Source organism: Manganibacter manganicus (assembly GCF_002075885.1).
In the GTDB taxonomy this organism is placed as follows: Bacteria; Pseudomonadota; Alphaproteobacteria; order Rhizobiales; family Rhizobiaceae; genus Mesorhizobium; species Mesorhizobium manganicum.
In genome coordinates, this window is record NZ_MDET01000017.1 from 1 (window position 1) to 24,304 (window position 24,304).

The 24,304-nt window shown below is 61.7% G+C and carries 22 protein-coding genes and 2 pseudogenes; 11 read left to right on the forward strand and 13 right to left on the reverse strand.

The window, feature by feature from the left end:
* Nucleotides 1-27 precede the first annotated feature (27 nt).
* Nucleotides 28-1,181, reverse strand: a protein-coding gene (locus tag BFN67_RS12205; protein ID WP_245295242.1) for an IS3 family transposase whose coding sequence is annotated in 2 segments (ribosomal slippage) — nucleotides 28-929 and nucleotides 929-1,181 — 1,155 coding nt in all. Because the reading frame shifts where the segments join, the coding sequence is not laid out codon by codon here.
* A 263-nt stretch (nucleotides 1,182-1,444) separates the two neighbouring features.
* Between BFN67_RS12205 and BFN67_RS24640 the strand changes: the two are divergent.
* Nucleotides 1,445-1,582 (forward strand): annotated as a pseudogene (locus BFN67_RS24640) (transposase); the annotation flags it as partial.
* A gap of 729 nt (nucleotides 1,583-2,311) precedes the next feature.
* Here the strand turns inward: BFN67_RS24640 and BFN67_RS12225 are convergent.
* The gene (locus BFN67_RS12225; RefSeq protein WP_080919853.1) at nucleotides 2,312-2,755 is read right to left on the reverse strand and encodes a pseudoazurin; all 444 of its coding nucleotides are present in this window, start codon (nucleotides 2,753-2,755) and stop codon (nucleotides 2,312-2,314) included.
* Nucleotides 2,756-3,457: 702 nt separating this feature from the next.
* Between BFN67_RS12225 and nirK the strand changes: the two genes are divergently transcribed.
* Nucleotides 3,458-4,957 (forward strand): copper-containing nitrite reductase, encoded by a 1,500-nt coding sequence (nirK, locus tag BFN67_RS12230; RefSeq protein WP_204842169.1) that lies wholly within the window; start codon nucleotides 3,458-3,460, stop codon nucleotides 4,955-4,957.
* A 179-nt stretch (nucleotides 4,958-5,136) separates the two neighbouring features.
* Here the strand turns inward: nirK and BFN67_RS12235 are convergent, their stop codons facing one another.
* The 4 genes from BFN67_RS12235 to repA form a co-directional block, all read right to left on the reverse strand.
* Nucleotides 5,137-5,352 (reverse strand): hypothetical protein, encoded by a 216-nt coding sequence (locus tag BFN67_RS12235; RefSeq protein ID WP_080919854.1) that lies wholly within the window; start codon nucleotides 5,350-5,352, stop codon nucleotides 5,137-5,139.
* Nucleotides 5,353-5,898: 546 nt separating this feature from the next.
* Nucleotides 5,899-7,155 carry a plasmid replication protein RepC gene (gene repC / locus BFN67_RS12240; protein WP_080919855.1) on the reverse strand — a complete coding sequence of 419 codons (1,257 nt, stop codon included), beginning with the start codon at nucleotides 7,153-7,155 and terminating at the stop codon, nucleotides 5,899-5,901.
* Between the two features lie 260 nt (nucleotides 7,156-7,415).
* Complete coding sequence (repB, locus tag BFN67_RS12245) at nucleotides 7,416-8,522, reverse strand: plasmid partitioning protein RepB (RefSeq protein ID WP_080919856.1); 1,107 nt, start codon at nucleotides 8,520-8,522, stop codon at nucleotides 7,416-7,418.
* A gap of 13 nt (nucleotides 8,523-8,535) precedes the next feature.
* Nucleotides 8,536-9,747, reverse strand: coding sequence for a plasmid partitioning protein RepA (gene repA, locus BFN67_RS12250; protein WP_245295243.1), 1,212 nt, complete (start codon nucleotides 9,745-9,747; stop codon nucleotides 8,536-8,538).
* Between the two features lie 499 nt (nucleotides 9,748-10,246).
* Here repA and BFN67_RS12255 point away from each other — a divergent pair, with 499 nt between their 5' ends.
* The 8 genes and pseudogenes from BFN67_RS12255 to BFN67_RS12290 all read left to right on the forward strand — a co-directional run bounded on the left by BFN67_RS12255 (nucleotide 10,247) and on the right by BFN67_RS12290 (nucleotide 17,627).
* A complete protein-coding gene (locus tag BFN67_RS12255; protein WP_080919904.1) occupies nucleotides 10,247-10,480 on the forward strand; it encodes a WGR domain-containing protein in 234 nt (77 codons plus the stop codon).
* A 185-nt stretch (nucleotides 10,481-10,665) separates the two neighbouring features.
* Nucleotides 10,666-10,923, forward strand: a complete 258-nt coding sequence (locus BFN67_RS12260) for a hypothetical protein (protein ID WP_425349774.1) — start codon at nucleotides 10,666-10,668, stop codon at nucleotides 10,921-10,923.
* 75 nt (nucleotides 10,924-10,998) lie between these two features.
* Nucleotides 10,999-12,408 (forward strand): FAD-binding oxidoreductase, encoded by a 1,410-nt coding sequence (locus tag BFN67_RS12265; protein WP_080919857.1) that lies wholly within the window; start codon nucleotides 10,999-11,001, stop codon nucleotides 12,406-12,408.
* Between the two features lie 105 nt (nucleotides 12,409-12,513).
* Entirely contained in the window at nucleotides 12,514-13,578 is a 1,065-nt protein-coding gene (locus BFN67_RS12270; RefSeq protein WP_080919858.1) for an ABC transporter ATP-binding protein, read from the forward strand.
* Between the two features lie 42 nt (nucleotides 13,579-13,620).
* The gene (locus BFN67_RS12275) at nucleotides 13,621-14,934 is read left to right on the forward strand and encodes an ABC transporter substrate-binding protein (RefSeq protein WP_080919859.1); all 1,314 of its coding nucleotides are present in this window, start codon (nucleotides 13,621-13,623) and stop codon (nucleotides 14,932-14,934) included.
* A 236-nt stretch (nucleotides 14,935-15,170) separates the two neighbouring features.
* Nucleotides 15,171-16,118 (forward strand): carbohydrate ABC transporter permease, encoded by a 948-nt coding sequence (locus tag BFN67_RS12280; RefSeq protein WP_080919860.1) that lies wholly within the window; start codon nucleotides 15,171-15,173, stop codon nucleotides 16,116-16,118.
* A 71-nt stretch (nucleotides 16,119-16,189) separates the two neighbouring features.
* The gene (locus BFN67_RS12285; protein ID WP_245295246.1) at nucleotides 16,190-17,035 is read left to right on the forward strand and encodes a carbohydrate ABC transporter permease; all 846 of its coding nucleotides are present in this window, start codon (nucleotides 16,190-16,192) and stop codon (nucleotides 17,033-17,035) included.
* A 72-nt stretch (nucleotides 17,036-17,107) separates the two neighbouring features.
* Nucleotides 17,108-17,627, forward strand: a pseudogene (locus BFN67_RS12290) (class II aldolase/adducin family protein).
* A 13-nt stretch (nucleotides 17,628-17,640) separates the two neighbouring features.
* On the opposite strand, the gene BFN67_RS12295 reads toward BFN67_RS12290, so the two are convergent.
* The 6 genes from BFN67_RS12295 to BFN67_RS12320 are packed head-to-tail and all read right to left on the reverse strand — an operon-like array spanning nucleotide 17,641 to nucleotide 21,917.
* Nucleotides 17,641-18,474 (reverse strand): IclR family transcriptional regulator, encoded by an 834-nt coding sequence (locus BFN67_RS12295; RefSeq protein ID WP_080919862.1) that lies wholly within the window; start codon nucleotides 18,472-18,474, stop codon nucleotides 17,641-17,643.
* A gap of 32 nt (nucleotides 18,475-18,506) precedes the next feature.
* Nucleotides 18,507-18,890, reverse strand: coding sequence for a RidA family protein (locus BFN67_RS12300; RefSeq protein WP_080919863.1), 384 nt, complete (start codon nucleotides 18,888-18,890; stop codon nucleotides 18,507-18,509).
* 17 nt (nucleotides 18,891-18,907) lie between these two features.
* The gene (locus BFN67_RS12305) at nucleotides 18,908-19,675 is read right to left on the reverse strand and encodes an amino acid ABC transporter ATP-binding protein (protein WP_080919906.1); all 768 of its coding nucleotides are present in this window, start codon (nucleotides 19,673-19,675) and stop codon (nucleotides 18,908-18,910) included.
* Nucleotides 19,676-19,686: 11 nt separating this feature from the next.
* Complete coding sequence (locus BFN67_RS12310) at nucleotides 19,687-20,349, reverse strand: amino acid ABC transporter permease (RefSeq protein ID WP_080919864.1); 663 nt, start codon at nucleotides 20,347-20,349, stop codon at nucleotides 19,687-19,689.
* Nucleotides 20,350-20,354: 5 nt separating this feature from the next.
* On the reverse strand, nucleotides 20,355-21,017 hold the full coding sequence (locus BFN67_RS12315) for an amino acid ABC transporter permease (RefSeq protein ID WP_080919907.1): 663 nt from the start codon (nucleotides 21,015-21,017) through the stop codon (nucleotides 20,355-20,357).
* Between the two features lie 60 nt (nucleotides 21,018-21,077).
* Nucleotides 21,078-21,917 carry a transporter substrate-binding protein gene (locus BFN67_RS12320; protein WP_080919865.1) on the reverse strand — a complete coding sequence of 280 codons (840 nt, stop codon included), beginning with the start codon at nucleotides 21,915-21,917 and terminating at the stop codon, nucleotides 21,078-21,080.
* Nucleotides 21,918-22,072: 155 nt separating this feature from the next.
* Here BFN67_RS12320 and BFN67_RS12325 point away from each other — a divergent pair, with 155 nt between their 5' ends.
* Entirely contained in the window at nucleotides 22,073-23,131 is a 1,059-nt protein-coding gene (locus BFN67_RS12325) for a D-TA family PLP-dependent enzyme (RefSeq protein WP_080919866.1), read from the forward strand.
* Nucleotides 23,132-23,295: 164 nt separating this feature from the next.
* Here the strand turns inward: BFN67_RS12325 and BFN67_RS12330 are convergent, their stop codons facing one another.
* Nucleotides 23,296-24,291: an ABC transporter permease gene (locus BFN67_RS12330; protein ID WP_080919867.1), complete on the reverse strand. Its 996-nt coding sequence runs from the start codon at nucleotides 24,289-24,291 to the stop codon at nucleotides 23,296-23,298.
* Between the last annotated feature and the right edge of the window lie 13 nt (nucleotides 24,292-24,304).

Here is a 24,304-nt window from a genome sequence, read left to right on the forward strand (position 1 = left end):
CGATCGTTGGACAGGATCTGGCATAAATTAAGCTACTCTCTGCACCTGCTGATCGGGTTGGGTTTCGTCTTTTCTCAGCCAATAGACCACGGCGGGCGGTCTGCCGCCAAGGGCTGAATGTGGGCGTTGGTGGTTGTAGAAGGTCATCCATTTCCGGATGCCCGCCCTCGCTTCTGATCCGGTCTCCCAGGCATGCAGGTAGACGCACTCGTATTTCAGGGTCCGCCACAACCTTTCGATGAAGATATTGTCGAGGAACCGACCCTTTCCATCCATCGAGATGCGCACGCCGGTGTGGCGCAGGCGATCGGTCCAGGCGAAAGAGGTGAACTGGCTGCCCTGATCGGTATTCATGATTTCCGGCAGCCCGAACTTGTAGATGGCCTCGTTCAGCGCCTCGACGCAGAAATCGGCCTCCAGCGTGTTCGAGATGCGCCAGGCTAGGACCTTTCGGGTGTGCCAGTCCATGATGGCAACCAGGTAGAGAAACCCGCGCCGCATCGGCACATAAGTGATATCGGCGCACCAGACCTGGTTGGGCCGCTCCACGCGCAGTCCCTTCAGCAGGTAGGGATAGGTCTTGTGCCCCTTCGCCGGTCTGCTGGTAGTGGGTTTCTGGTAGATCGGCATCAATCCCATGAGCCGCATCAGCCGGCGTATCCGCTTCTCGTTCACCAGATGGCCGTCGTTGCGCAAATGCCAGGTCATCTGCCGGACACCGAAAAAGGGCGTTTCCAGGAACTGTTCGTCGATCAGCCGCATGAGGGCCAGGTTCTGCGCGGTCTCCCCCTTCGGGGTGTAATAGAAGGACGAGCGTGAGATCGACAGCAGCTTGCATTGCCGAGTGATCGACAATTCCGGATGATCCGGCTCAACCATGCCGCGCCTCACTTCCCGCCCCAGGGCTTCAGCTTTCTTTCCAAAAAAGAGTTGGCCACCGCCAGCTCCCCGATCTTGGCGTGGAGCTCCTTCACCTGCTCCTCGTCGATCTCGGGCTTTTTCCGGCCATTGCGTTCGAACACACCCGAGGCGCCTTCGAGCAGAGCGCGTTTCCACTGGTGAACCATCGTCGGATGAACTCCGAACCGGCTTGCCAGCTCGGCTGCGGTCTCTTCGCCCTTCAAGGCTTCCAGGGCGACCTTCGCCTTGAACTCAGGCGCGTGCTGCTTGCGTTTCGACATCTCTGATCTCCTTTTCGTCGAAGATCAGCAGACCGCAAATCATAGCTTATGTCAGTGTCCGAATTTCGGGGGGTAGCTCAGCCCGCCTCTCACCCCTGGGCTGGGACCACATCAACATCACCGGCGACTACATCTGGTCCGAAACCTTGCCGCTTGACACCGATGGGTATCTGCCGCTGCACAACAGTCCGGCATGACGCTATGCTTACCGTATATCCGTGTCCCAATAATGTATCGGTGCCTACCCGCTCGACCGCAGGGCCTACCGTCGTCGCAACGTCATCGAGCGGCTGTTTTGCAAACTCAAGAACTGGCGATGCATCGCAACCAGGTACGACCGCCTCGCCCAGAATTATCTCTCAGCAATAGCGCTCGTTTCAATCGTAGCAGCATGGATTTGAATAAGTCCCATCCTAGGATACCCGCACCGCAAGCTAGAAGGATGGGCGCCAACTCTTTCGCTTGTGAAATACCGGCTCGATCAAGGGCCGCCGACAACGCGGTAATGATCGCGTTGTTGGCGTCGACCACCGCTGCGGATGGGAGCCGTGATTCGCCTAGAATCTCAGGTGCGAAGGGTGATCCTTCGACCAGGTCAGCCATTATGCCAAAGAGTTCTGTCAACGCCGATACGACGGCTCCTGCGACTTCATCCGGCGCCGCCAGGGTTTCTACAAAGGCATTGGTGCGGGCGGATAGAACCTGATCCTCCAGAGCGACGTTAAGCTTTTCGAGCAGCGCGATATCGATGTCGCCGGTGTTTGCCATTCCGCCCAAGTGCAGACGGATGCCAAGCTCACCTTCGTACAAGCGAAATGCGATCGCACGACGATAGAGCCGCCCAGTCGAAACATTTCCGCATCCGCCTGGCAGATTGCATGGAACCGGTCACCCGGTCGGTCGGTGTCCTGCCTATCGTGATCATGGAGGATGGCGACCGCGAACTTGAGTCCATCGTCGTGGCAAAACGGCGTAATTTATTTTGAACAAAATCGACGTTCTTTCCTCTCGCATCGCCAGCGCGGAAAAAGCTCGGGTAACTGTCCCGGCGAGTGCTCGGAATCGCCATTATTGTCCCTGCTCTGTCCGGCGCCGATCGGATCTTCGGCGCCGAGCACCGTCAGCCATGCTCAGTTGCCGGCCGGCACTTCCGCTAGCAGCGCCTCGAACACCTTCTTGGCTTTGCCGGTCTGCTTGACGGCCTTCGCCTGATGCAGATTAACCGGCTTGCCGACGACGATCAGCGCCACCATGCCCATGCCGTAGTGCGGGGTGCACTTGACGCCGTAGACGCCTTCCTTGTCCAGGGTCACGGTGATCCGTTGGCTCATCTTGCCCTTGAAGGGCTGGGCTCCATCGGGGATCATGCCCTTGATGCTCTCGGCGTCGTGCCCCTTGTCGGTGGGGACGAAGGTGATCGTGTCTCCCGGTGCGGCCTGCACGAAATCGGGCTGGAACACCATGTTGCCTTTCTCGCCCTTGTTGAGCATCTGGATCTGGTGGTCGGCGGCCTCAGCGCCTCCGGCCAGCGTGAGCGCGGCGAAGATGGCTGCGACAGCGATAACGGGTCTCATCAGACTTGCCTTTCTTTTTCTTGAACGACGGCGAACCGTCGGTCGGCATCTAGGTGCGCTGCGGAGAATCGACTTTGTTGCAGCGCAAACAAATCGGAAGCGGGCGATAAATCACCGCATGCAATTCATTTTGCCGCGCTCCATGCCCTTGCGAGACGGTGGCCGCTCGATCCATATTCAACAACCGGCGGAGAAAAGGTCCTCGAGCCGTTTGGATCGCTCCCTCATTGCCGGCCTGCCGCTATTCCAAGGTCCGGCAGCGGGCAATCTCGACCGGAACGTGGGCAGAGCCACCCTGCCCTGAGCGGCCACGCCACTAACACAGGCACGAATTGCCGCCGCGCGCCGGACATCAAAAGGCTTAGCCAGCCGGTGCTAACGGATGCACGAGGACCAGCGTCTCCTGCGCCTCGGCGGGTGCCGCCGGGAAGCCATGTCCTGCCGCCAACATCGTTTCCGCCGCCACTAGGAAAAGGAGAGCGCGGCAATGCATACGCGGCGCGAATTCCCGCATGTTCAAGATGCGTTTGCCTCGACCTTACTTCCTTGCGCCGGCGCAAGCTTTCCGACGATTGGACCCCCAGGCCAGCATTCCAGCGCCGGCATCAGGCTGCCCCGATTGCTTCATTGCGCTGCCTCAAGGAACGCGTCGCCGCTGCTCGCTAAAGCTTAGCCCGTTCCATCCTCAAACGGAGTCCTCCCATGATACACAACAAAGCCAGCCCGATGCCCGGCACCACTCCGAAAGCCGTAAACAGCGTGGTGCGCCACCTTCTTGCCACCCTATTGGCCGGAAGCATGGCCTTCGCGCCGCTTTCCGGCGCCTTCGCCCAGGCGCATGACCACACCATGACCGCTCAGACGTCGTCGGACACGGCGGCGCCTGCCGCAGCACCTGCTTCAGCCGACGCGCCTGCCGTCAGCTACCACAATGCGACCATCTTCACCTTGCGTACCGGCATCGCCGAAGGCCGCATGGTCTATATCGGCGTCGGCGGCGACATCGAGGGCAAGGTCAATCCCACCCTCATGGTTCACGAGGGCGAACTGGTCCAGATCAACCTGATTAACGGCGAAGGGGCGGAACACGACATCGTGCTTGACCAGTACGCCGCCCGCTCGGCGATCGTGGTGGGCAAGAACGCTTCTTCGACCTTTTCCTTCCTCGCCAACAAAGTCGGCGAGTTCGCCTATTTCTGCTCGATTGCGGGACACCGCGCGGCCGGCATGGAAGGTCTGATCCAGGTGATGCCCGGTCCGCGCTCCGACATGGACAGCGATATGACCGACATCGTGCGCGATCCGGCCGACCTTCCTGCGCCCATCGGGCAGCGTGCCCCGCAGGTGGTGCGCGTCGATCTCGAAACCGTGGAACTCAAAGGCCGGCTAGATGACGGCACCTCCTATGTCTACTGGACATTCAACCGTAAGGTTCCGGGGCCGATGCTGCGCGCCCGCGTCGGCGACACGATTGAGGTCCATATCAAGAACGCCGCCGATAGCGTCATGATGCACTCGGTCGACTTCCATGCCGCGACCGGCCCCGGCGGCGGCGCCGACTTCACCCAACTCGCGCCCGGCGAGGAGGCAGTGGTGACCTTCAAGGCACTCAAGGCGGGGATCTTCGTCTACCACTGCGCCACGCCCAGCGTCGCCCACCACATCGCCAGTGGCATGTACGGCATGATCGTGGTGGAGCCCGAGGGCGGCCTGCCACAGGTCGACCGCGAATTCTACGTCATGCAGGGTGAGCTCTATACCGTCGAGCCGTTCGGCACGAAGGGTGAGATGGAGATGGACTACGACAAGCTGATCTCCGAGCGTCCCGAATACTTCCTGTTCAACGGTTCGGTCGGCGCGCTCACCAAGGCGCATCCGCTCTACGCCAATGCTGGCGAAACGGTGCGCATCTTCTTCGGCGTTGGCGGGCCGAACTACACCTCGTCCTTCCACGTCATCGGCGAGATATTCGACCACGTGTACGACATGGGTAGCGTCACCTCGCCGCCGTTGACCGGCGTGCAAACGGTCAGCGTGCCGCCCGGCGGCGCCACGATGGTCGATTTCAAGATCGACCGCGCCGGCCACTACGTGCTGGTCGACCACGCGCTGTCGCGGGCGGAGCGCGGCCTCGCCGGCTACCTGATCGTCGACGGCCCGAGGGAAGACGACATCATGCATTCTGGTCCGGCCAAACAATAGACCGGCTTCCGAGCACAGCAACTGGGTGTGCTGAAAGGCGTGCCCAGTTGCTATTCAGCGCTCCGACGGCTACGGTTTATCGTCGTAATCCAGCAGGCTCCATTCGGCCGCTGGCAAGAATGATTTCCTCGTCCTGCACCGCAGATTCGGCAGCGAGACGCCGTCCTCGACCGAGCGGATCATGGAATCGCGCGTGGCATAGAAGCGGAAGCCGGCGCGAAACTGCGCGTCACCAGTCGGCCGTGTGCCGAAATCTTACACCCAGCTAGCGGCTCCTCGCCCGCCTTGCCGACGGCGTGCACGCGGTTGCCCTTGATGGCGACCCAGCCGTCAGCGATTTCCATATCACGGTCAACGTAAACATACGCATCGCTTATCAGCAGATCGATGGACATAGGCCCCTCCTGGTCCGTCTCGAATCGAAAAGGCTGAGGTCAACCCTTCCGCGCTACGAGCCCTGTCCCAGGAAGTGCGAACTCCGGATCGTCATCGAAACTGTGAGCGGGCGCTCCAAGCCATCAGCATCACAAGCTGATCGTGCGCCAAATTGAGAAATAAGGCCCATTGGGTCAGGCGGCCTGACACGCAAGGCCGAAATCGCTGCCGTGATAGTCCTCATGGCGGCCGGCTGGCAACTCGTTGGCTTCTACCCCAAACATTCATCTCCGAACGGTCGAGGTCAGGCCCTGTTGGCGGGAGGAGGCGCGTCAGTATCGCAGAGAGTTTAGGCGACGTGCGCATCATATCATCGTCGCCGGGTAAAACCGCACAGCCTGTCTTGTTGCAGATACGAGCGATAGTGTTGGCTTATCAATCATTTTGATTATCAAGCTGAAATTGACCTCTGTCGCTCGTTTTTCACCGCCGGACAGCCAGCTTTTGCCGTCAGATCGACGAGAATTCGCGTTCATCGAGCGACTGGTGAGACACCTCATGTTTCATCACGCTGATTGCTTCTCACATTTCCCACCGGCCGCTCGCAGCAGGCTCATCAGCACCGGGCCGACTGAGAATTGCCCGGCCCTGGCCCTGCCGGACAGGCTGCGCAGATAGCCGCCGGCGCTATGGATATGCTCTGCCCGCTGCAGGATAGCCGCCACGCAAATGGCAGCATTGCGCGGACCCATCGCTTGGCAGGCCTGTTCCCAGGCATCCGGATTGACACCGAGCGCCGAGCGCACAAGATTTGCTGCGGCAACCAGATCTGTCCAGCTTGCAACACCATTGCGGGCATAATCGGCAATGTCAGGGCAAGCTCGCAGCACAAGTCCGAGCGGATAGGTCGGAAGTGGCGCGTTTCTGGCTTCCGGTTCAGGCGCTTTTTGCCTTTCGCTGACTGGATGCGTGGTTTGCCGGTGGGATGCGCCATTGCGTTCAGTTGATTTTTCGATGCTGGATTCAATGTTTAGAGTCTGTATTTTTGAACTCTGTATATGGCGCTCATCCTGAGACTCATTGCCGCTCGAATCTTGGGAAAAAGCGCGCAATTCCAGAGATTTGTGTAGCCGTGCCGAAAGCGCGCGCAATTGTCCTTCCACGGTCTCCAGCACGGCGCGCGTTAGCGTGCGCGGCAATTGCGCAACAATCGCGCGGTAGTCGCACTGAGCCACGGCCCAATCGCCCTCAAGCCCTTCTTCCAGGCCAAAGACGATCATCTTCGATATGTTACGGCGCAACAGAGTTACCCGCTCGCGCAAAAGCTGGATCGCTCGCCGCTCTGCCCGTATCTCGTCAGCCATACGTTCGAATTCAGTCGCGCGAGCAAGCAGCGGTGCGAGGTCGAAGCCAAAGGCCATCTCGATCTCGCCCCCCTCGCTCTTGCGCGCGTATCGTTTGCCGTTCGGGCTGTCGCGTCGCACCACCAGGCCGCACTCGACCAGGGTCGCCAGGTGCCGTCGCAATGTTGCCGGCGCCATGCCATGCGCCCGCAATGCGAGCTGAGTGTTGGAAGGGAAAACGACAAGCCTGTTGCCGGCAGTCAGTTCCGCCTGCGGGTGGAACGAGAGCAGCGCGCTCAGTACCGCAAGTGAGCGGTCACTGGCACCGATCGGCGCCTTCGCTTCACACACGGCACGAAATACGCGCCATTTGTCGATACTCGCCGCAGCGGACGCCTTGCGTGCGCTCGCCTGCCCCGCCAACATCGCAGGAGATAACGCTCGCCGCCCGAAGGGCGTCGTGGCAATATGTTCAATCATCACTTTTACCTCGGTCGAGGCAAGACGGACCGATACCGGGAACGTGCCCAGTGCTTGACATTGCAAGCCGGAAGTGATTCTCTCTCAATTGCTACATTGCTGAGGGCTTCCGGGACGGAGACGTTTCGGGGGCCTTCTTTTTTCTTGCCGGTTTCCTTTCCTTTCGCTCTGTTCTGGCGGTCTCGATCCGGTCGAACGAGCACCGCTCTGGTTATGCCATTCCACCCCATTTTTGCCCGGAGTGGATAAAACTCTTCGGCTCAGCCTTTGGGCTTGCGAGATAAAGCAAAGCTTTCCAACAGTTTAGGCAGCTCCGCCTGCAGATATTCGGCGAACCCGGCCTCGAATTTGTCCACGAAATCGACGCGAGCGCGGCCGCGCGCGGTATCGATGCGCGCTATCGTGCGGCCAGCAGCACCATGAACTTCCATCGGCGCTGGCGCCGGCGGCTTTGTTCGGCGGTTCAAGCGTTCGAACACCCGGTTGAAGCGTGCATCGGAGCCGGTCGTGGCGCAAAAGCCGGAACTGGTGATCTCGTCCTGCGCCTTCACCCGTGCCGCCTCCCCTTTCAAAAGCTCGGCCAATGCCATCCAGCGCGGCCGCCCCACCTTCGGCGCCGGGCCAATGGCGTTGGCGATGCGCAAAGGCACGGCTTCGGCCACTTGCAGGAAGCGCGTCATCTCGGCCTTGTGCAGCGACAACGCGTCCTGCACCACGCCGCGTTCAAAACCGCGGGCAATCAATGCATGTGCAAAGAAGGCCCGTTCGATGAAGGACAGGTCACGGCGCTCGGTATTCTCCTTGCCCTGAGCCAGCACCAGTTCGGTGTCGCTCAGCGAACGCACGATTGCCTTGACCGACCTTCCCAGCCGGGCGGCGGCCTGGATGCGGCGGTGGCCATAGGCTGTCTGATAACGCCCCGCCTGGTCCGGGTGCGGGCGCAGCAACACCGGCACCTGCTGGCCGTTCGCCTCGATACTGCGGACCAGTTCGCCAAGGCCCTCGTCCGTGCCGTCGCGACCGAGACGGTCGGAAACAAAGGAGGCGTCGATCAGGCCTGGATCAATTTCAATGACACGCTCGACCGTATCGAGGCTTTCCTTCAGCCGCCGCGCTTCCTCGACCTCGCGCGACAGGCCGCCAAGCGAAAGCCCCATGGCCTTGACCGCGCCGGAGGACGTGCGCGGACGCATCAGGGTTTCCGCCGGCACGATTTTCGCCAGTCCAAAGGCTTTGGTTTCCAGCGGAGGAGCATCAGGCGCGGTTGGCGCGGCGTTTGGCTCCGCCGCGCGCCCGGCATTTCCCTCTCCCTGATCGATCGTGCCGAAAAGCGCCTTCAACTGGCTCTTGCGGTTCTGCCCTGTCATGTCGCGGCCTCCTTCATGCCTGCCTGCCCCAGGCTTTCATGATAAGGCCTTCGATCTCGGTGTTGACAGCTGTCAACGATTCCATGGCGCGATCGTAGGTGGCACGGCTGAAACTCTCTCGCGTCACTTCGTAAAGCGTCTGCTTTGTCAGCCCCGCATCAGAGAACGCGGTGGACTTGACAAGAGGCGCAGTCAGCACGCGTTCGCCGAACAGCGAGCGCAGGAAGCCGACGATCTGCGTCTGCGGTCCGTCATTCGGCTCGTAACGGGTGACGAGATAGCGCATGAAGTCGAAATTCAGTTCACCGCCGGCATGACGCACCACGGCCAGAAGGTCGGCTGTCATGAAAAGGAACTGACTCATCGAGGCCACGTCCAACATTTGCGGATGCACCGTAACCAGAACGGACGTTGCCGCGCACAGCGCCGACAGCGTCAGAAAGCCAAGCTGCGGCGGACAATCCATCACCACCACGTCGTAACGATCGGCAACAGAAGCGAGCGCATCGTGCACGCGGGCAAAGAAAAGCCCCTGCCCTGCCGCGTCGCCATGACGTGTGCTCAGCATCTGCGGCGTTGTGTGCTCGAACTCCTGCAATTCGAGATTACCCGGCACAAGATCGAGGCCATCGAAATAGGTCGGGCGGATGACGTCGGAAAGTTGCCGGCCTTCGTCATCGTAGCGGATCGCCGCGTAAAGCGTGTCATTGCCGTCGAGGTCGAGTTCAGGCTGATAGCCGAACAGCGCCGACAAGGAAGCCTGCGGATCGAGATCGATGGCCAGAACGCGGTATCCTGCCAATGCCAGATGCTGTGCCAGATGCGCGCTGGTCGTGGTCTTGCCCGAGCCGCCCTTGAAATTGGTGACGGCGATGACCTGCAAATGCTCGTTCCCTCCCGCGTTGCGGGACGGGAGATAATGGCGGGACTTGGCCGGATTCTGCTCGGCAAGGTGTCGGCGCAGGCCATTAATGTCTTCCAGCGTGTAATAGCGCCGCCCGCCGGTTCCGGTTTCGGGCTGCGGCCCCTCACCCGCGATGGAAAGCTGGCGCAGATAACCGTCGGAAACGCCGATCAGTCGCGCGGCCTCGCCGCTGGAGAAGCGGCGCAGCGTCTTGCGCGAAGCCGGTGCATAAAGCCGGTCGCGCATGGCTTGAAGTTGCGCCGACAGAAGTTCGGCATCACGCGCAATGGCGCGATCGGTGGTGAGGTCTGCGTCGGTCACGGCGCTCTCCCCTCCCCCTTCCTGTTGCCCGACGATATTCGCAACCGCCACGTTCACGTCCTTCTCCGGCCTCGTTCCTCAACCCCGACCCCCGGCTCCACTGAACATAAGAGCCACCTTCATGCTTATGCGCCGATTCGCGGCCCTTGCCGAATCCGGCCTACGGCCTCGTTGTAGATAACGGCCCGTTTCGAAAATAACGCCGCCGCCATCGAGTTACGCCAAAATGACGCCTATACGAAAACTTCCGTCAGGATCGGCCAAGCTCCGAGTCGCGTCAAGCGCTTTATGATTAACGGAAATTAACCTTTCGGCAGCGCAACGATCCATGCACCATATATATCATTCATATATCAGGCTCCGGCGGCCGGCTGTTGCGTGCTATCGCGTTGACATCTGTCAACGCGATGCAGCGTCATCAGCGGCATGAATCAATGCCGCCCCATCGATTCAAAAGATGCGTTAGACGATGCCATCACGGTTCGGCCAAGTTGCCGCCATGTCCGAGCGTATCCTTTACCGCATTGACCCGAGCCGCAACATGGCGCGCTTTTATGTGCTCGATAAACAGCCGACATTGTTCGGCGAGATTTCGCTGGTGCGCGGATGGGGCCGCATCGGCACGAACGGACGGATCAAGATCGAGACCTTCGGGACCGGGGAGGGCGCCGACAGGGCGTTTTGCCGATTGGAGGCCCGCAAGCGCCGACGCGGCTATCGTGATCCTTGTTGACGCGCCGGAGTTGACAGCTGTCAACATCGTCCTTCCGCAAGGCCATGACGTTCGAAACAGAGGGCGGTCGAGCCGGTCCCATAGCAGGGCTGCGCCTCACTGCTATCTGACCTCAAGAAGTGCGACCCACTCCTAAGATTTGAATCAAAAGTGCCTGTGGATATTTGCATTCCGTTGTTCTGCTCATGTCAAGACAGAAGCTGGCGGGCAATACGGAGTGGACAGTGACCAGCGATTATTCAGCCGCCCGCCTGCACCTTGAGCGCGCCTATCACTATCTCAAAGGCAGTGATGACACGAGCCGCAAGACCTGCGAGGCTCTTGACGTCCTGATCGAGGCCGTCGCCGTCGCCGAATGCACTCGGCCCAAAGGCGAGGTGGTGGCGTTTCCCGGCCCGTTCCGGCAGGGCGCGCAAGGTCACAAAGCCTTCCGCTCGCGCTGATCTCGCTATTTCGCGCCCGTTCCATCTGATCTAAGCTCGCGCGATCTGTATAGAGAGCGAAACGAGGCGGGCGATTTGCACAGCCAGGCATTGCTGATCGAGGAATTGCGCAGAATCACAGGCGGAGCGACCGTCTGGAGCCGCGCCGAGCTCGGCGCGCGTGATCCGGGCTTCGACGATCGTAATTTCGGTGCCGCCGCGCTGGTGCGTCCGCGCGACACGGCAGGCGTCGCGGCCCTTGTCGGCTTTTACGCGGCGAGCGGTATTGAACTGGTGCCACAGGGCGGGCGCACCGGCCTTGCCGGGGGCGCCGCGACCACGCGGGAGCAGATCATCTGCGATCTCGGCGCCATGGACCGCATCGAGGAAATCGATCCGCTGGCGCGCGTCGCCATCGTTCAGGCCGGAACGCCGCTTGCCGTATTGCAGGAGGCGGCTCGCGCATACGGGCTCGATCCGGGCATCGACCTTGCCGCGCGCGGCTCCTGCTCCATTGGCGGCATGATTTCCACCAATGCCGGTGGCATCATGGCTTTTCGCAACGGCACCATGCGCCACAGGCTGCTCGGCCTCGAAGCCGTGCTGCCGGACGGGCGCGTCTTCGGCGATCTTACGCGGGTGCTGAAGACCAGCGCCGGTTATGATCTGAAGCAACTGTTTGTCGGCGCGGAAGGCACATTGGGCATCGTCACCCGTGCCGCGATCCGGCTGGACGCGATGAACGGCGCGTCGGCCACCGCGCTTGTCGGGATCAGTGACGCGGCGAGCGCGCAGCGCATCGCGGGCCATTTCCTGGGCCAAGCGGCAACCAGTCTGCAGGCCGCCGAAATCATGTGGCGGCCTTTCGTATCGGCGATGCGCCGCATGCTGGACTATCCGCCCGATCTCCTGCCCCTGGACGCACCCTGCCTGCTTGTCCTCGAACTCGGCGCCGACACGCAGGATGCCGCGCGCGCCGCCCTGGAAAACGGCCTGGCGGAAATATGGGAGAAGGCGGGGATAAGCGACGGGCTGGTCGCTACCTCGCTGGAGCAGGCACGCATGATCTGGCGGCTGCGCGAGGAAACCGAGATGATCGAGCGCATGCACGACCATCCGCCGTCCTTCGACGTCTCCGTGCCGGCCGGGATGCTCGACGCTTATGTCGCGCGCATCGAAAACGGCCTTGAGGCACTCGATGCCGCCTGGCAGCCCTACGTCTTCGGGCATCTGGCCGACGGCAATCTACATATTTCGCTGAACGCCGACGGGCCGCTCGCGCCGGCGCGCTATCTGGCCGTCGAGGACGTGCTCTATGACGGCCTGCGCGCGGCCGGCGGCTCGTTTTCCGCCGAGCATGGCGTCGGCCTCGACAAGCGCGGCGCCTATGAACGCCACGCCGATCCGGTCAAGCAGGATCTGGCGCGCGCGCTCAAGATGCTGATCGATCCGCAAGGCCTGCTCAATCCCGGCAAGATCATCAGCCGTCGCCGGTCTTCTTCGTGACATTGCGCACCGTCAGGCGACAGATGTGCAGAACCGGGGTTGCGCTTCTGAAAAAGCCCGGACAGTATGGCGCCCAATCAGACCGCGATTGGGTGAGGAGATCGCATGGCGTCAGTCACGATTCGTGACGTGCGGAAGTCCTATGGCTCCGCTGAAATCCTGCATGGCGTATCGGTTCCGATAGAGGACGGCGAATTTGTCATCCTCGTGGGGCCGTCCGGTTGCGGCAAGTCGACATTGCTGAGGATGGTCGCCGGACTGGAACATATCACATCCGGCGAAATCGCCATTGACGGGCGCGTCGTCAACGATGTCCCGCCGAAGGAACGCGACATCGCCATGGTGTTCCAGAACTACGCGCTCTATCCGCATATGACGGTGCGGCAGAATATGGGCTTCTCGCTGATGTTGCAGAAGGCGCCCAAGGCCGAGATCGAGGAGCGGGTGAAGAAGGCTGCCGGCATCCTTGATCTGACGCATCTGCTCGACCGCTATCCGCGCCAGCTTTCGGGCGGCCAGCGCCAGCGTGTCGCCATGGGCCGCGCCATCGTCCGTGATCCGCAGGTGTTTCTGTTCGACGAGCCGCTGTCCAACCTCGACGCCAAGCTGCGTGTGGCCATGCGCGCCGAGATCAAGGAACTGCATCAGCGGCTGGAAACGACCATCGTCTATGTCACGCATGACCAGGTCGAGGCGATGACCATGGCCGACAAGATCGTCGTCATGCATGATGGCATCATCGAGCAGATCGGCGCGCCGCTGGAGCTTTACGATAATCCGGCGAACCTGTTCGTGGCGAGTTTCATCGGCTCGCCGGCGATGAACCTGATCGATGGGCGCATCAAGGCCAATGGCAGCGCCTCGTTCGAAACCGCCGGCGGCGAAAGCCTGGCGCTGGCCAAGGCGCCGGCGGCCAGCGATGGCCGGCCGGTCGTGTACGGCATAAGGCCGGAGCATCTCAGGCTCGACGATGCCGGTTTTGCCGCCGAGGTGGTGGTGGTCGAGCCGATGGGATCGGAAACGCATGTCATGGCGCGCCTGAAAGGCGGCGGCGAGATTGTCGCCGCGTTGCGCGAGCGCCGCGCCTTCAAGCCGGGGGAGACATTGCGGCTTTCGCCGGATCGCGACCTCGTGCACCTGTTCGACAAGGAAACCCGCTTCAGACTTTGAGGCAGTATTTCACCGAGCCATAATTTCATCAGGGAGGAAAATATGAGCATAACCAGACGCGATCTTATCCGCACCACGGCGGGCCTGGCTGTCGGCGCCGCCGGCGCCGGCCTGATCGGCATGCCGGCACGCGCCGAGGAAACGATGAAGATCACGCCGGAGGAGGGGGCCGAGCTGCGCGTCACGCGCTGGTCGCCCTTCGTCGACGGCGACGAGAAGCAGTGGCTCGCCAATACCGAGCAATTCACCAAGGATACCGGCATCAAGGTCACGATCGACAAGGAAAGCTGGGAAGATATCCGCCCGAAAGCGGCGGTCGCGGCCAGTGTCGGCTCAGGCCCGGACATTATGTGGGTGTGGTTCGACGATCCGCAGCAATACCCCGACCAATTGCTCGACTTGACCGACCTCGCGGACTATCTCGGCAACAAATATGGCGGCTGGTATGATGGCCCAAAAGCCTATGCCACCAATGACGGCAAGTTCGTCGGCCTGCCCATCGCCACCATCGGCAACGCCATGGTTTACCGCAAGAGCTGGGTTAAGGAAGCCGGTTTCGAGGAATTCCCGAAGACCACCGACGAATTCCTGAAACTCTGCCAGGCACTGCAGAAGAGCGGCCATCCGGCTGGCTTCACACATGGCCACGGCGTCGGCGACGGCAACAATTACGCGCACTGGCTGTTGTGGAGCCATGACGGCGCAATGGTGGACGAGAAGGGCAATGTGACGATCAACAGCCCGGAATCGATCGAGGCGATCAAATACGCCTCGGAGCTGTACAAGACCTTCATTCCCGGCACCGAAAGCTGGCTCGACGTCAACAACAACCGCGCTTTCCTGGCCGGTCAGGTCGGCGTCACCGCCAATGGCGTGTCGGCCTACTACGCGGCCGCGAACGATCCGAAGCTCGCCGAGTTCGCCAAGGATGTCGGTTCGGCCAATTTGCCGGTCGGCAAGAGCGGCAAGGATATCGAACTGCACCAGGTGACGAGCGCGGTCGTGTTCAAATATACGAAATATCCGAACGCGGCGAAGCTCTATCTGCAATACATGTTCGAGAAGCCGCGCATGTCGAAATGGATCGAATCCTCCAGCGCCTATTGCTGCCAGACGCTCAAGGCCTATGCCGACAATCCGATCTGGACGGCCAATCCGGTCTTCGCGCCCTATGCCAAGGCGTCCGAAACGCTGCGGACCAACGGCTTTGCCGGCCCGCTTGGCTCGGCTTCCGCCGGCGTCATGGCCGACTATGTGTTGGTCGACATGTTCGCCGAGGCCGTCACCGGCCAGCGCACGCCCGAACAGGCGGCCGAACGCGCCGCCGAACGCGCCAAGCGCTATTACGAGGCATAGAGCATCGGATCGGGAAACGGGTATCGGTTTTCGGGAAATTCCGATGCTCTATCAATGTGTTAGAGCGCCTCTTGCATTCGATTGAATGCACCGCGTTCCAATCCGACAGGGCAGGGCGGGTGTCTCGGACATCCGCCCTGCCGGACCGGCACGGCCGGAACCACCGCGCCGGAAACACCGCGTTTGAAACCCAGCCAGCGCCCGGAAGCAGGGCGCTGCTATGACAGGACGCCTTGATGAACGCTGCCGCAGAGGTCGCACTGAAACCCGCCCCCCGGCGCAGCCGGGGCGCCCGCTTGCTTGAAAACAGGAATGTTCTCAGCGCGCTGTTCCTGCTGCCGTCCGCCGCGATCCTGCTCGTCTTCCTCACCTATCCGCTCGGCCTCGGCGTGTGGCTCGGCTTCACCGACACGCGGATCGGCCGGCCAGGCATCTTCATCGGCCTCGAAAACTACGAAATCCTTTGGCACGACCACGTTTTCTGGCTCTCGGTCTTCAACACCATCCTCTACACGGTGGCGGCCTCGGTGCTGAAATTCGCGCTCGGCCTATGGCTGGCGCTGATCCTCAATGAGAAGCTGCCGTTCAAGGCCTTCTTCCGCGCCATCGTGCTCCTGCCCTGGGTGGTGCCCACCGTGCTTTCGGCCATCGCGTTCTGGTGGATCTACGATGCCCAGTTCTCGATCATCTCCTATTCGCTGATAAAGCTCGGGATAATCGACACGCCGATCAATTTCCTTGGCGACCCGACGCTTGCGCGCGCCTCGGTGATCGCCGCCAATGTGTGGCGCGGCATCCCCTTCGTCGCCATTACGCTGCTTGCCGGCCTGCAAACGATCTCGCCTTCGCTCTACGAGGCGGCGACCCTGGACGGCGCGGGGAGTTGGCAGCGTTTCCGCCATGTCACGCTGCCGATGCTCACACCGATCATCGCCGTGGTGATGACGTTCTCGGTTCTGTTCACCTTCACCGACTTCCAGTTGATCTACGTCCTGACGCGCGGCGGCCCGGTCAATGCGACGCATCTGATGGCGACGCTGTCCTTCCAGCGCGCCATTCCCGGCGGCCATCTGGGCGAGGGCGCGGCGATCGCGGTGGCGATGATCCCGTTCCTGCTGGCAGCCATCCTGTTCAGCTATTTCGGCATGCAAAGACGCCGCTGGCAGCAGGGAGGACGCGACTGATGAGCGACGCGACAACAGCGGCGCAAGCGCCGGTACGTCGAAACAAGGGCGGCGCCGGCGACGAAGGCGGCATGGGCTATCTGTCCAGCCTGCCGCGGCGCGTGGTGACGGTTTATCTGCCGCTCGCCGTCTTCATATTCGTGCTGCTCTTTCCATTTTACTGGATGTCGATCACCGCCATCAAGCCGAACCACGAGCTGACCGATTACAAGAATTTCAGCCCGTTCTGGGTGGTCCACCCGACGCTGGAGCACATCAAATATCTGCTGTTCGAATCGTCCTATCCGCAATGGCTGTGGAACACGATGGTGATTACCATCGCCGCGACCGTCATTTCCGTCGTGGTCTCGGTGCTCGCCGCCTATGCCATCGAGCGCATGCGCTTCTCCGGTTCACGAACGGTCGGGCTTTCCATCTTCCTCGCCTATCTGGTGCCGCCGTCGATCCTGTTCATTCCGCTGGCGGTGATGGTCTTCAAGCTCGGCCTCTATGATTCGAAATGGGCGTTGATTCTCACCTACCCGACCTTCCTGGTGCCGTTCTGCACCTGGCTTTTGATGGGCTATTTCCGCTCGATCCCCTATGAACTGGAAGAATGCGCGCTGATGGACGGCGCCTCGCGCTGGCAGATTCTGGTCAAGATCATCCTGCCGCTGTCGATACCCGGCCTGATCTCGGCGGGCATCTTCGCCTTCACGCTGTCGTGGAACGAGTTCATCTATGCGCTGACCTTCATCCAGTCGTCGGAGAACAAGACGGTGCCGGTCGGCGTTCTGACCGAACTGGTGCGCTCCGATATCTACGAATGGGGGGCGCTGATGGCGGGCGCGCTGTTCGGCTCGCTGCCGGTGGTCATCCTCTATTCGTTCTTCGTTGATTATTATGTGTCGTCGATGACCGGGGCGGTGAAGGAATAAGCCGCGCTGTACAAAGCCGATGGGATCCGCCCCGCCTTGAACGTTTATGACGATACCACGCTGCGCGCCGCCATGGTGGAAACCTGCCGGCGCATGAATGCCTGCGGTATCAATCAGGGCACGTCCGGCAATCTCTCGGCGCGCAACCCGCGTGGTTTCCTGGTCACACCGACCTCGCTGCCCTATGACGAGATGCTGCCGGCCGACCTGGTGCAGATGGATTTCGACGGTAGCTATGAAGGCGCACGCCGGCCGTCGTCGGAATGGCGTTTTCACCGCGACATTCTGCAATCGCGCGCCGATATCGACAGCGTACTGCACTGCCATTCGCTCTATGCCACGACGCTGGCCGTCCACCACAGGCAGATCCCGGCTTTCCACTATATGATCGGCGTCGCCGGCGGCTGCGCTGGCGCTGGCTGTCGAGGTCGAAACCCTGTCTCGGCTTTATGTACAGGCGCTGGCGCTGGGCGAGCCGCCGATCCTTTCCGACGAGGAAATGGCCCGCGTCATCCGGCAGATGAAGAATATGAGCTACGGCCAGGCGGCCGACCTCGACGACGTCAACGCCGTCGCCCGCCCGCGCGCGTAACCCGCAGTCCTGTCTATGCGGATGCGGTCAATCTCGGCCGGTTGCGGATGGCGCCGGATACGGTCTCGCCTGTCGCATGGCCAAGGCGGCTGGACAGATCGGCGGCGGCATCGAGCAACGTCTTCAGATAGGAGGCATGGTTCTTCAGCCCGTCTTCGCGCGGCGCGACAAGACACAGCGTGGCCACGCAGACGGAATCGGCCTGATAGACCGGCACGGCGAAACAATGGGTAAAACTCTCGACCACGCTGTTGAAAGTGAAATAGCCGACCCTTGCGGCCTCGCGCACTTCCGCGATGAAGGCGGCGGGCTCGAACCATTGCCCGTTCGGCAGATAAAAATCCGCCTTCGGAATGAAGTCGAGGATTTCCCCGTCGCTCATATGAGCAACCAGGAGCCGGCCCGATGCCGTCCACGGGATGGCGACGGGATCGCCGACATTGGATGAGATGCGGAAGGGGCGCGACCCCTCCTTCATCTGGGCAACGGTGTATTTGTTGCCCTCCAGCATGCACATCTGTGCCGTCTCGCGAGTCTCCTCGGCGATATGGGTGAGCAGACGATCGCATTCGCGCATCAGGTCGAATTGCTCGGCATAGGCGGTGCCGAGAAAATAGAGGCTGCGGCCGAGGAAGACCCGGCCGTCCCCGCCATGATACTCCAGCACGCCCTGCCGCAGCATCTGGTTGACCAGTTCATAAACCGACGAGCGCGGCGCGTCGATGCCGGTGGCGATCTCGTTGGGGCGCAGCGCCTGGCGCTGGACACGCAGGAAATTCAGGATTGCGAACGCACGGTCGAGGCCGCGCGCCCGCTTTCCCGTCGTTTCGTCCTGCGTCTCATCCATGCACCGCTCCCACGACCGTCAATTCCGAGTGATTATCGCGCCTTATAGGCCACGCAGTCGATTTCCACCTTGCAATCGACCATCATGCTGGACTGTACGCAAGCGCGCGCGGGCGGGTTGGCTCCGAAATACTCGGCAAACACGCCGTTGAACGACCAGAAATCGCGCGGATCATCGAGCCAGACGCCGACACGAACGACATGCTCCAGCCCGTAGCCGGCTTCCTTCAGAATGGCGATGACATTATCCATCGCCCGGCGCGTTTCGGCAATGATGCCGCCGCCGACGATCTCGCCATTTTCCATTGCGACCTGGCCGGAAACATAGAGCCAGCCATCGGCCTCGACCGCGCGGGCGAAGGGCAGGGCCTGCTTGCCGGCCCCGGACTGGCCGGTGCCATAGCGTTTGATCGTCATATCTGTCTCTCCGACTGCTAGTTGAATGTCGAGTTCATGAGGAATTCGGCCAGCCGCTCGGTTTGCGGCTTGACGAACATTTCGCGCGGGTTGCCTTCCTCGCCGATGCGGCCCTGATTCATGAAGATGACGCGCGTGGAAACCTCGTAGGCGAAGCGCATTTCATGGGTAACGAGCAGCATGCTCATGCCGTCGGCGGCGAGGTCCTTGATGACCTGCAACACCTCGTTGACAAGTTCGGGATCGAGCGCTGACGTCACCTCGTCGAACAACATCAGCTTGGGGTTCATGGCGATGGCGCGGGCAATCGCCACGCGCTGCTGCTGGCCGCCGGAAAGCTGGCCGGGATAGCGGTCGCGGCGCTCGGCGAGGCCGACGCGGTCGAGCCATTTTTCGGCAAGGCCGCGCGCCTCGTCGCGGCCCATGCCCTTGACCTTGACCAGTCCGAGCATGACGTTGTGCGCCGCCGTCATGTGCGGAAACAGGTTGAACTGCTGGAAGGCCATGCCGGTCATTGCGCGCTGGCGGGCGATTTCCTTTTCCTTCTTGCGGCGGCGGCGACCGCCTGCCGTGTCGTAGCCGATCTCCTCGCCGTCGATGCGGATCGTGCCGCCTTCGAAATCCTCCAGCATGTTGATGCAGCGCAGCATGGTGGTCTTGCCGGAGCCGGACGAGCCGATAATGGAAATGACGTCGCCCTGCGCCATGGCGCAATCGACGCCTTTGAGCACTTCGACATCGCCGTAGCGCTTGTGCAGGTCGCGGATTTCAAGAAGGTTGGTCATGGTGATCGGCCTCACGAGGGGACGGAGGTTTTGCGCTCGATATAGCGACCGAAGCGCTCGATGCCGTAATTGATGACGAAGTAGAGCAGGCCCGCGAACAGATAGAATTCGAGGCTCATGAAGGTGCGCGAGATCAGTTCCTGCGTGCGCAGCAAAAGCTCGCCGACGCCGATGATCGACAGCAGCGTCGAGGCTTTCACCATCTCGGCTGCGGTGTTGACCCAGGCCGGCAGCATCTGGCGCAGCGCCTGCGGTCCCAGCACATAGGCGAAGGTCTGCGGGAAGGTGAGGCCGATGGCCTTGGCCGCCTCGGTCTGGCCCCTGGGGATGGACTGCAAGGCGCCGCGCACGATCTCACCGACATGCGAGGAGCAGAACACGGCAAGCGCGAACACGCCGGCCTCAAACGGGCCGAGATCGACGCCGACCGTGCCGAGCACGTAATAGCTCGCCAGCACCAGAACCAGCACCGGCGTGCCACGGATGAAATCGGTATAGCCACGCACCAGCCAGCGCAGCGGCCCCTTGCCATAGGTCAGCACCAGCCCGACGCCGACACCGACCAGCGTGCCGACCACGATGGCCAGCGCGGAAATGGAGATGGTGACGCCCACCCCTTTCAGGATCGGCATGCGGGCGAGCCACAGGACATGGAGGAAAGCTGCGATATCCATGGCGATCACCTCGGGATGGACATGCGCTTTTCGAGCCGGCGCAGCAGGGCGGCCAGCACGGTGCAGGTGGCGACATAGAGCAGGCTGGTGATGATCCACGTCTCGATGACGCGGAAGCTCTCGACATTGATCTTGCGTGCCTCGAAGGTGAGTTCGGGCACGGCGATGGCCGCCGCCAGCGAGGTATCCTTGAACAGCGAGATCAGGGTGCTGGAGAGCGACGGCAGCACATTGCGCAGCATCAGCGGAATGACGATGGTGTTGCGGATCTGCGATTGCCTGAGCCCGATGGCAAGCCCGGCCTCCTTCAGCCCCCTGGGCACGGCAAGCAGGCCGCCGCGAAAGATTTCCGCCAGATAGGCGCCGCTATAGACGGCAAGCGTCGCCACGAAACTTTCGATCTTGCCGAGCCGCACGCCCATTTGCGGCAGCGCGAAATAGGCGAACAGGATCAGCACCAGGATCGGCGTATTGCGGATGATGGTGACGTAAAGTTGCGCCGGACGGCGCAGCAGCGCGTTTTTCGACAACAGGCCGAAGGCTGTGACAAGGCCGATCACGCAGCCGATGGCGATCCCCATGACGGCAAGGCCGAGGCTGAGTGCAAGCCCTTGCAGCAGAAGATCGAAGCTGCGCCAGACCGCCGAGAAATTGAGCGTGTAACCCATGAAATTGCCGTCCCGTTGCAACAATGGCGCGGCCGGTGACGACCGCGCCATGCGGCAGGCTTATTTGTATTCGACGGGGAAGCCGATCTGCGGCGGCTCGAGATCCTTGCCGAACCAGGTCTTGAACGACTTGGCGTAGCTGTCGAACTCGACGCCGGTCATCGCCTCGTGCAGCGCCGTATCGACGAAGTTCAGCCAGTCCTGATCGCCGCGCTTGACACCGCAGGCATAGCTCTGCGGATTCCAGCCATAGCCGGCGTCCTTGTAGCGGTCGGGGTTCTGCTGCATGTACCAGGAGAGCGACGACTGGTCGGTGGCGACGGCGTCGGCACGGCCCGATTCCAGCGCCTGATAGATCAGATCGACGGAATCGTACTGGTCCACCTTCGCTTCCGGCAGGGCCGCATGCACCATGGATTCGGCATAGACGTTCTGCAGCACAGAGATCGTCACCCCCGAACCGGCCGCCTTCAGCGCGGCATAATCGGCATATTTACCGTCGGCCTTCAGCATCAGGCCGACGCCTTCGCGGTAATAGGGAATGGTGAAGGCGACCTGCTGGGCGCGCTCGCCGGTGACCGTCATGAACTGGCAGGTCAGGTCGACCTTGTTGGTGGTGATGTTGGGGATGCGGGCATCCGACGACTGGATGACGAATTCGATCTTGCCCGGGTCGTTGAACAGTGCCTTGGCGACGATGCGCCCCATGTCGATGTCGAAGCCCTGCAATTTGTCGTCGATGCTCTTGAAGTGCCACGGCGCATTGGTGCTGCCGGTGCCCATGATCAGGTGGCCACGCGCCAGAACCTCGTCGAGCTTGCTTTTGTTTTCCTGCGCGCTGGCAGGCATTGCGCTGATCAGCGCCAATGCGGCGGTTGCCGCCAAGAGAGACAATTTCATGCCCCGTTCCTCCCAAAGAGTTTCACAAACCACTAATCCACTATAATGGACATATGTCTCAAATAACGGATTGACGGAATTATCGCCACGCGGCATTGTTTGTCAAGCGGCGCGGAGGAGGGACCTCCGGCGCATTGTTCCGGAGGCAAGCAGTGATGTTTGACGAGATCCAGACGCCGGCGGTGCTGGTGGATATCGATGTGGCAAAGCGCAATATCGAGCGTTTCCAGGCCTATGCGAACAGCCACGGCCTGAAAGTGCGCCCGCACATCAAGACCCATAAGCTGCCGGCCATCGCCGAAATGCAGATCGAGGCTGGAGCCATCGGCATCACCTGCCAGAAGGTGTCGGAAGCCGAAGCCATGATCGCCGGCAGCGACCGCCTGACCGACGTGCTGATCACCTACAACATTCTGGGCGAGGCCAAGCTCAAGGCGCTGCTTGCGCTGTCAGCCAAGGTGCGGCTGTCGGTCGTGGCCGACAATGCGCCGGTGATCGACGGCCTGTCCGCCGCCTTTTCGGCCGCGGGCACGACACTCCATGTGCTGGTCGAATGCAACACCGGCGCCGACCGTTGCGGTGTCGGCACGCCGCAGGAAGCGGCCACGCTGGCGGCGCGCATCGCCGCCGCGCCCGGCCTCGCCTTCGGTGGCCTGATGACCTATCCGCCGGTCGGTGGCGCGGCGAAGGTGCAGGCCTTCATGAGCGAAGCCAAGGCGCTGATCGAGGCTAAGGGCATTGCCGTGCCCACCATCACCTCCGGCGGCTCGCCCGACATGATGTCGGCGCATGAGGCGGCGATCGTCACCGAACACCGCCCCGGCACCTATGTCTATAACGACCGCTCGCTGGTGGCGCGCGGCGTCGCCTCCTGGGACGATTGCGCCCTGACGGTGCTGGCCACCGTGGTTTCGGTTCCCGCGCCCGACCGCGCCATCATCGACGCCGGTTCCAAGACGCTGACCTCCGACCTGCTTGGCCTCACCGGCCATGGCCATGTGCTTGGCCGCCCGGACATTGCGATCGACCAATTGTCGGAAGAGCATGGCCGGCTGCGCAGCGAGGGCGATATCGGCCTGCAAGTCGGCCAGCGCCTGCGCATCGTGCCCAACCACGCCTGCGTGGTGACCAATATGGTCGATGCGGTTCATATCGTCGGCAAGGACCGCGCGCCGGAGGTGTGGCCGGTCCCGGCGCGCGGCAAGATCATTTGAGATTGCCGCATTTGTGCGTGCTTCGAGGCTCGCCCCTTCGACAAGCTCAGGACCTCGCACCTCAGCATGAGGAAGATTGGCGCCAGCGGTCCTCATCCTGAGGCGGCGGCGCAAGCCGCTGTCTCGAAGCATGCGCTACAGCGCCAACGTCGAAATCTTCGGTACTACTCTTCGCTGCGCGTGCCGCTCAACCGGTTGAACAGCACGGCGATGATGATGAAAGCGCCGACGAAGGTGCCCTGCCAGAAGGAATCGACGCCAAGCAGGATGAGACTGTTGCGGATCACCTCGATGAGCGCCGCGCCGATTACCGCGCCGAAGGCGGAGCCGACGCCGCCCATCAGATTGGCGCCGCCGATGACGGTGGCGGCGATGACGCGCAGTTCATCGCCGGTGCCGAGCCCGGTGGTGACGGCGCCGAGCCAGCCGACCTCCAGCACCGCGGCAATGCCGCACATCAGCCCCGCCACCGCATAGACCGAGCATTTGATGCGCCGGACAGGAACGCCGGTAAGAATGGCGGCACGCTCATTGCCGCCGATGGCGAACACATAGCGGCCCCAGCGCGTCCAGCGGAAGACGAAGCCGAAGATCAACGCCAGCACGATCAGCACCCACACCGGATTGGCGATGCCGAAGATCGAGCCGCCGCCGATTGCCAGCAAGGTGGCGCCATCCGGGCCGAATTCGAAAATGGTGCGGTTTTGCGAAATCACCATCGCCAGGCTGCGGCCGATGCTCAACATGCCGAGCGTGACCACGAAAGGCTGCATGCCGAGATAGGCGATGAAATAGCCGTTGACGAGGCCGACGAGCACGGATGTCAGCAAGGCCATGCCGACGCCAGCCCAGATCGAAAAGCCGGCATGCATGACCACGGACAAAACGATGCCGCTGACACCGATGATCGAGCCGACCGACAAATCGATCCCGCCGGTGATGATGACCGCCATCATGCCAAGCGCCACGATGGCGACGAAGGCGAAATTGCGCGTCACGTTGAACAGGTTTTGCGATGTCGCGAATGAGTTGGTCGTAAACGACAGCACCACGCAGGCCACCAGCGTTGCCACCACGACCCAGAACACCTGGCTTGAAACGAGCGCCGACCAGCGCGTATGCGTCTGTTCGGCAATGTCGTCCGATTTAAGCGCCTGCATCGTTTGGCTGTTC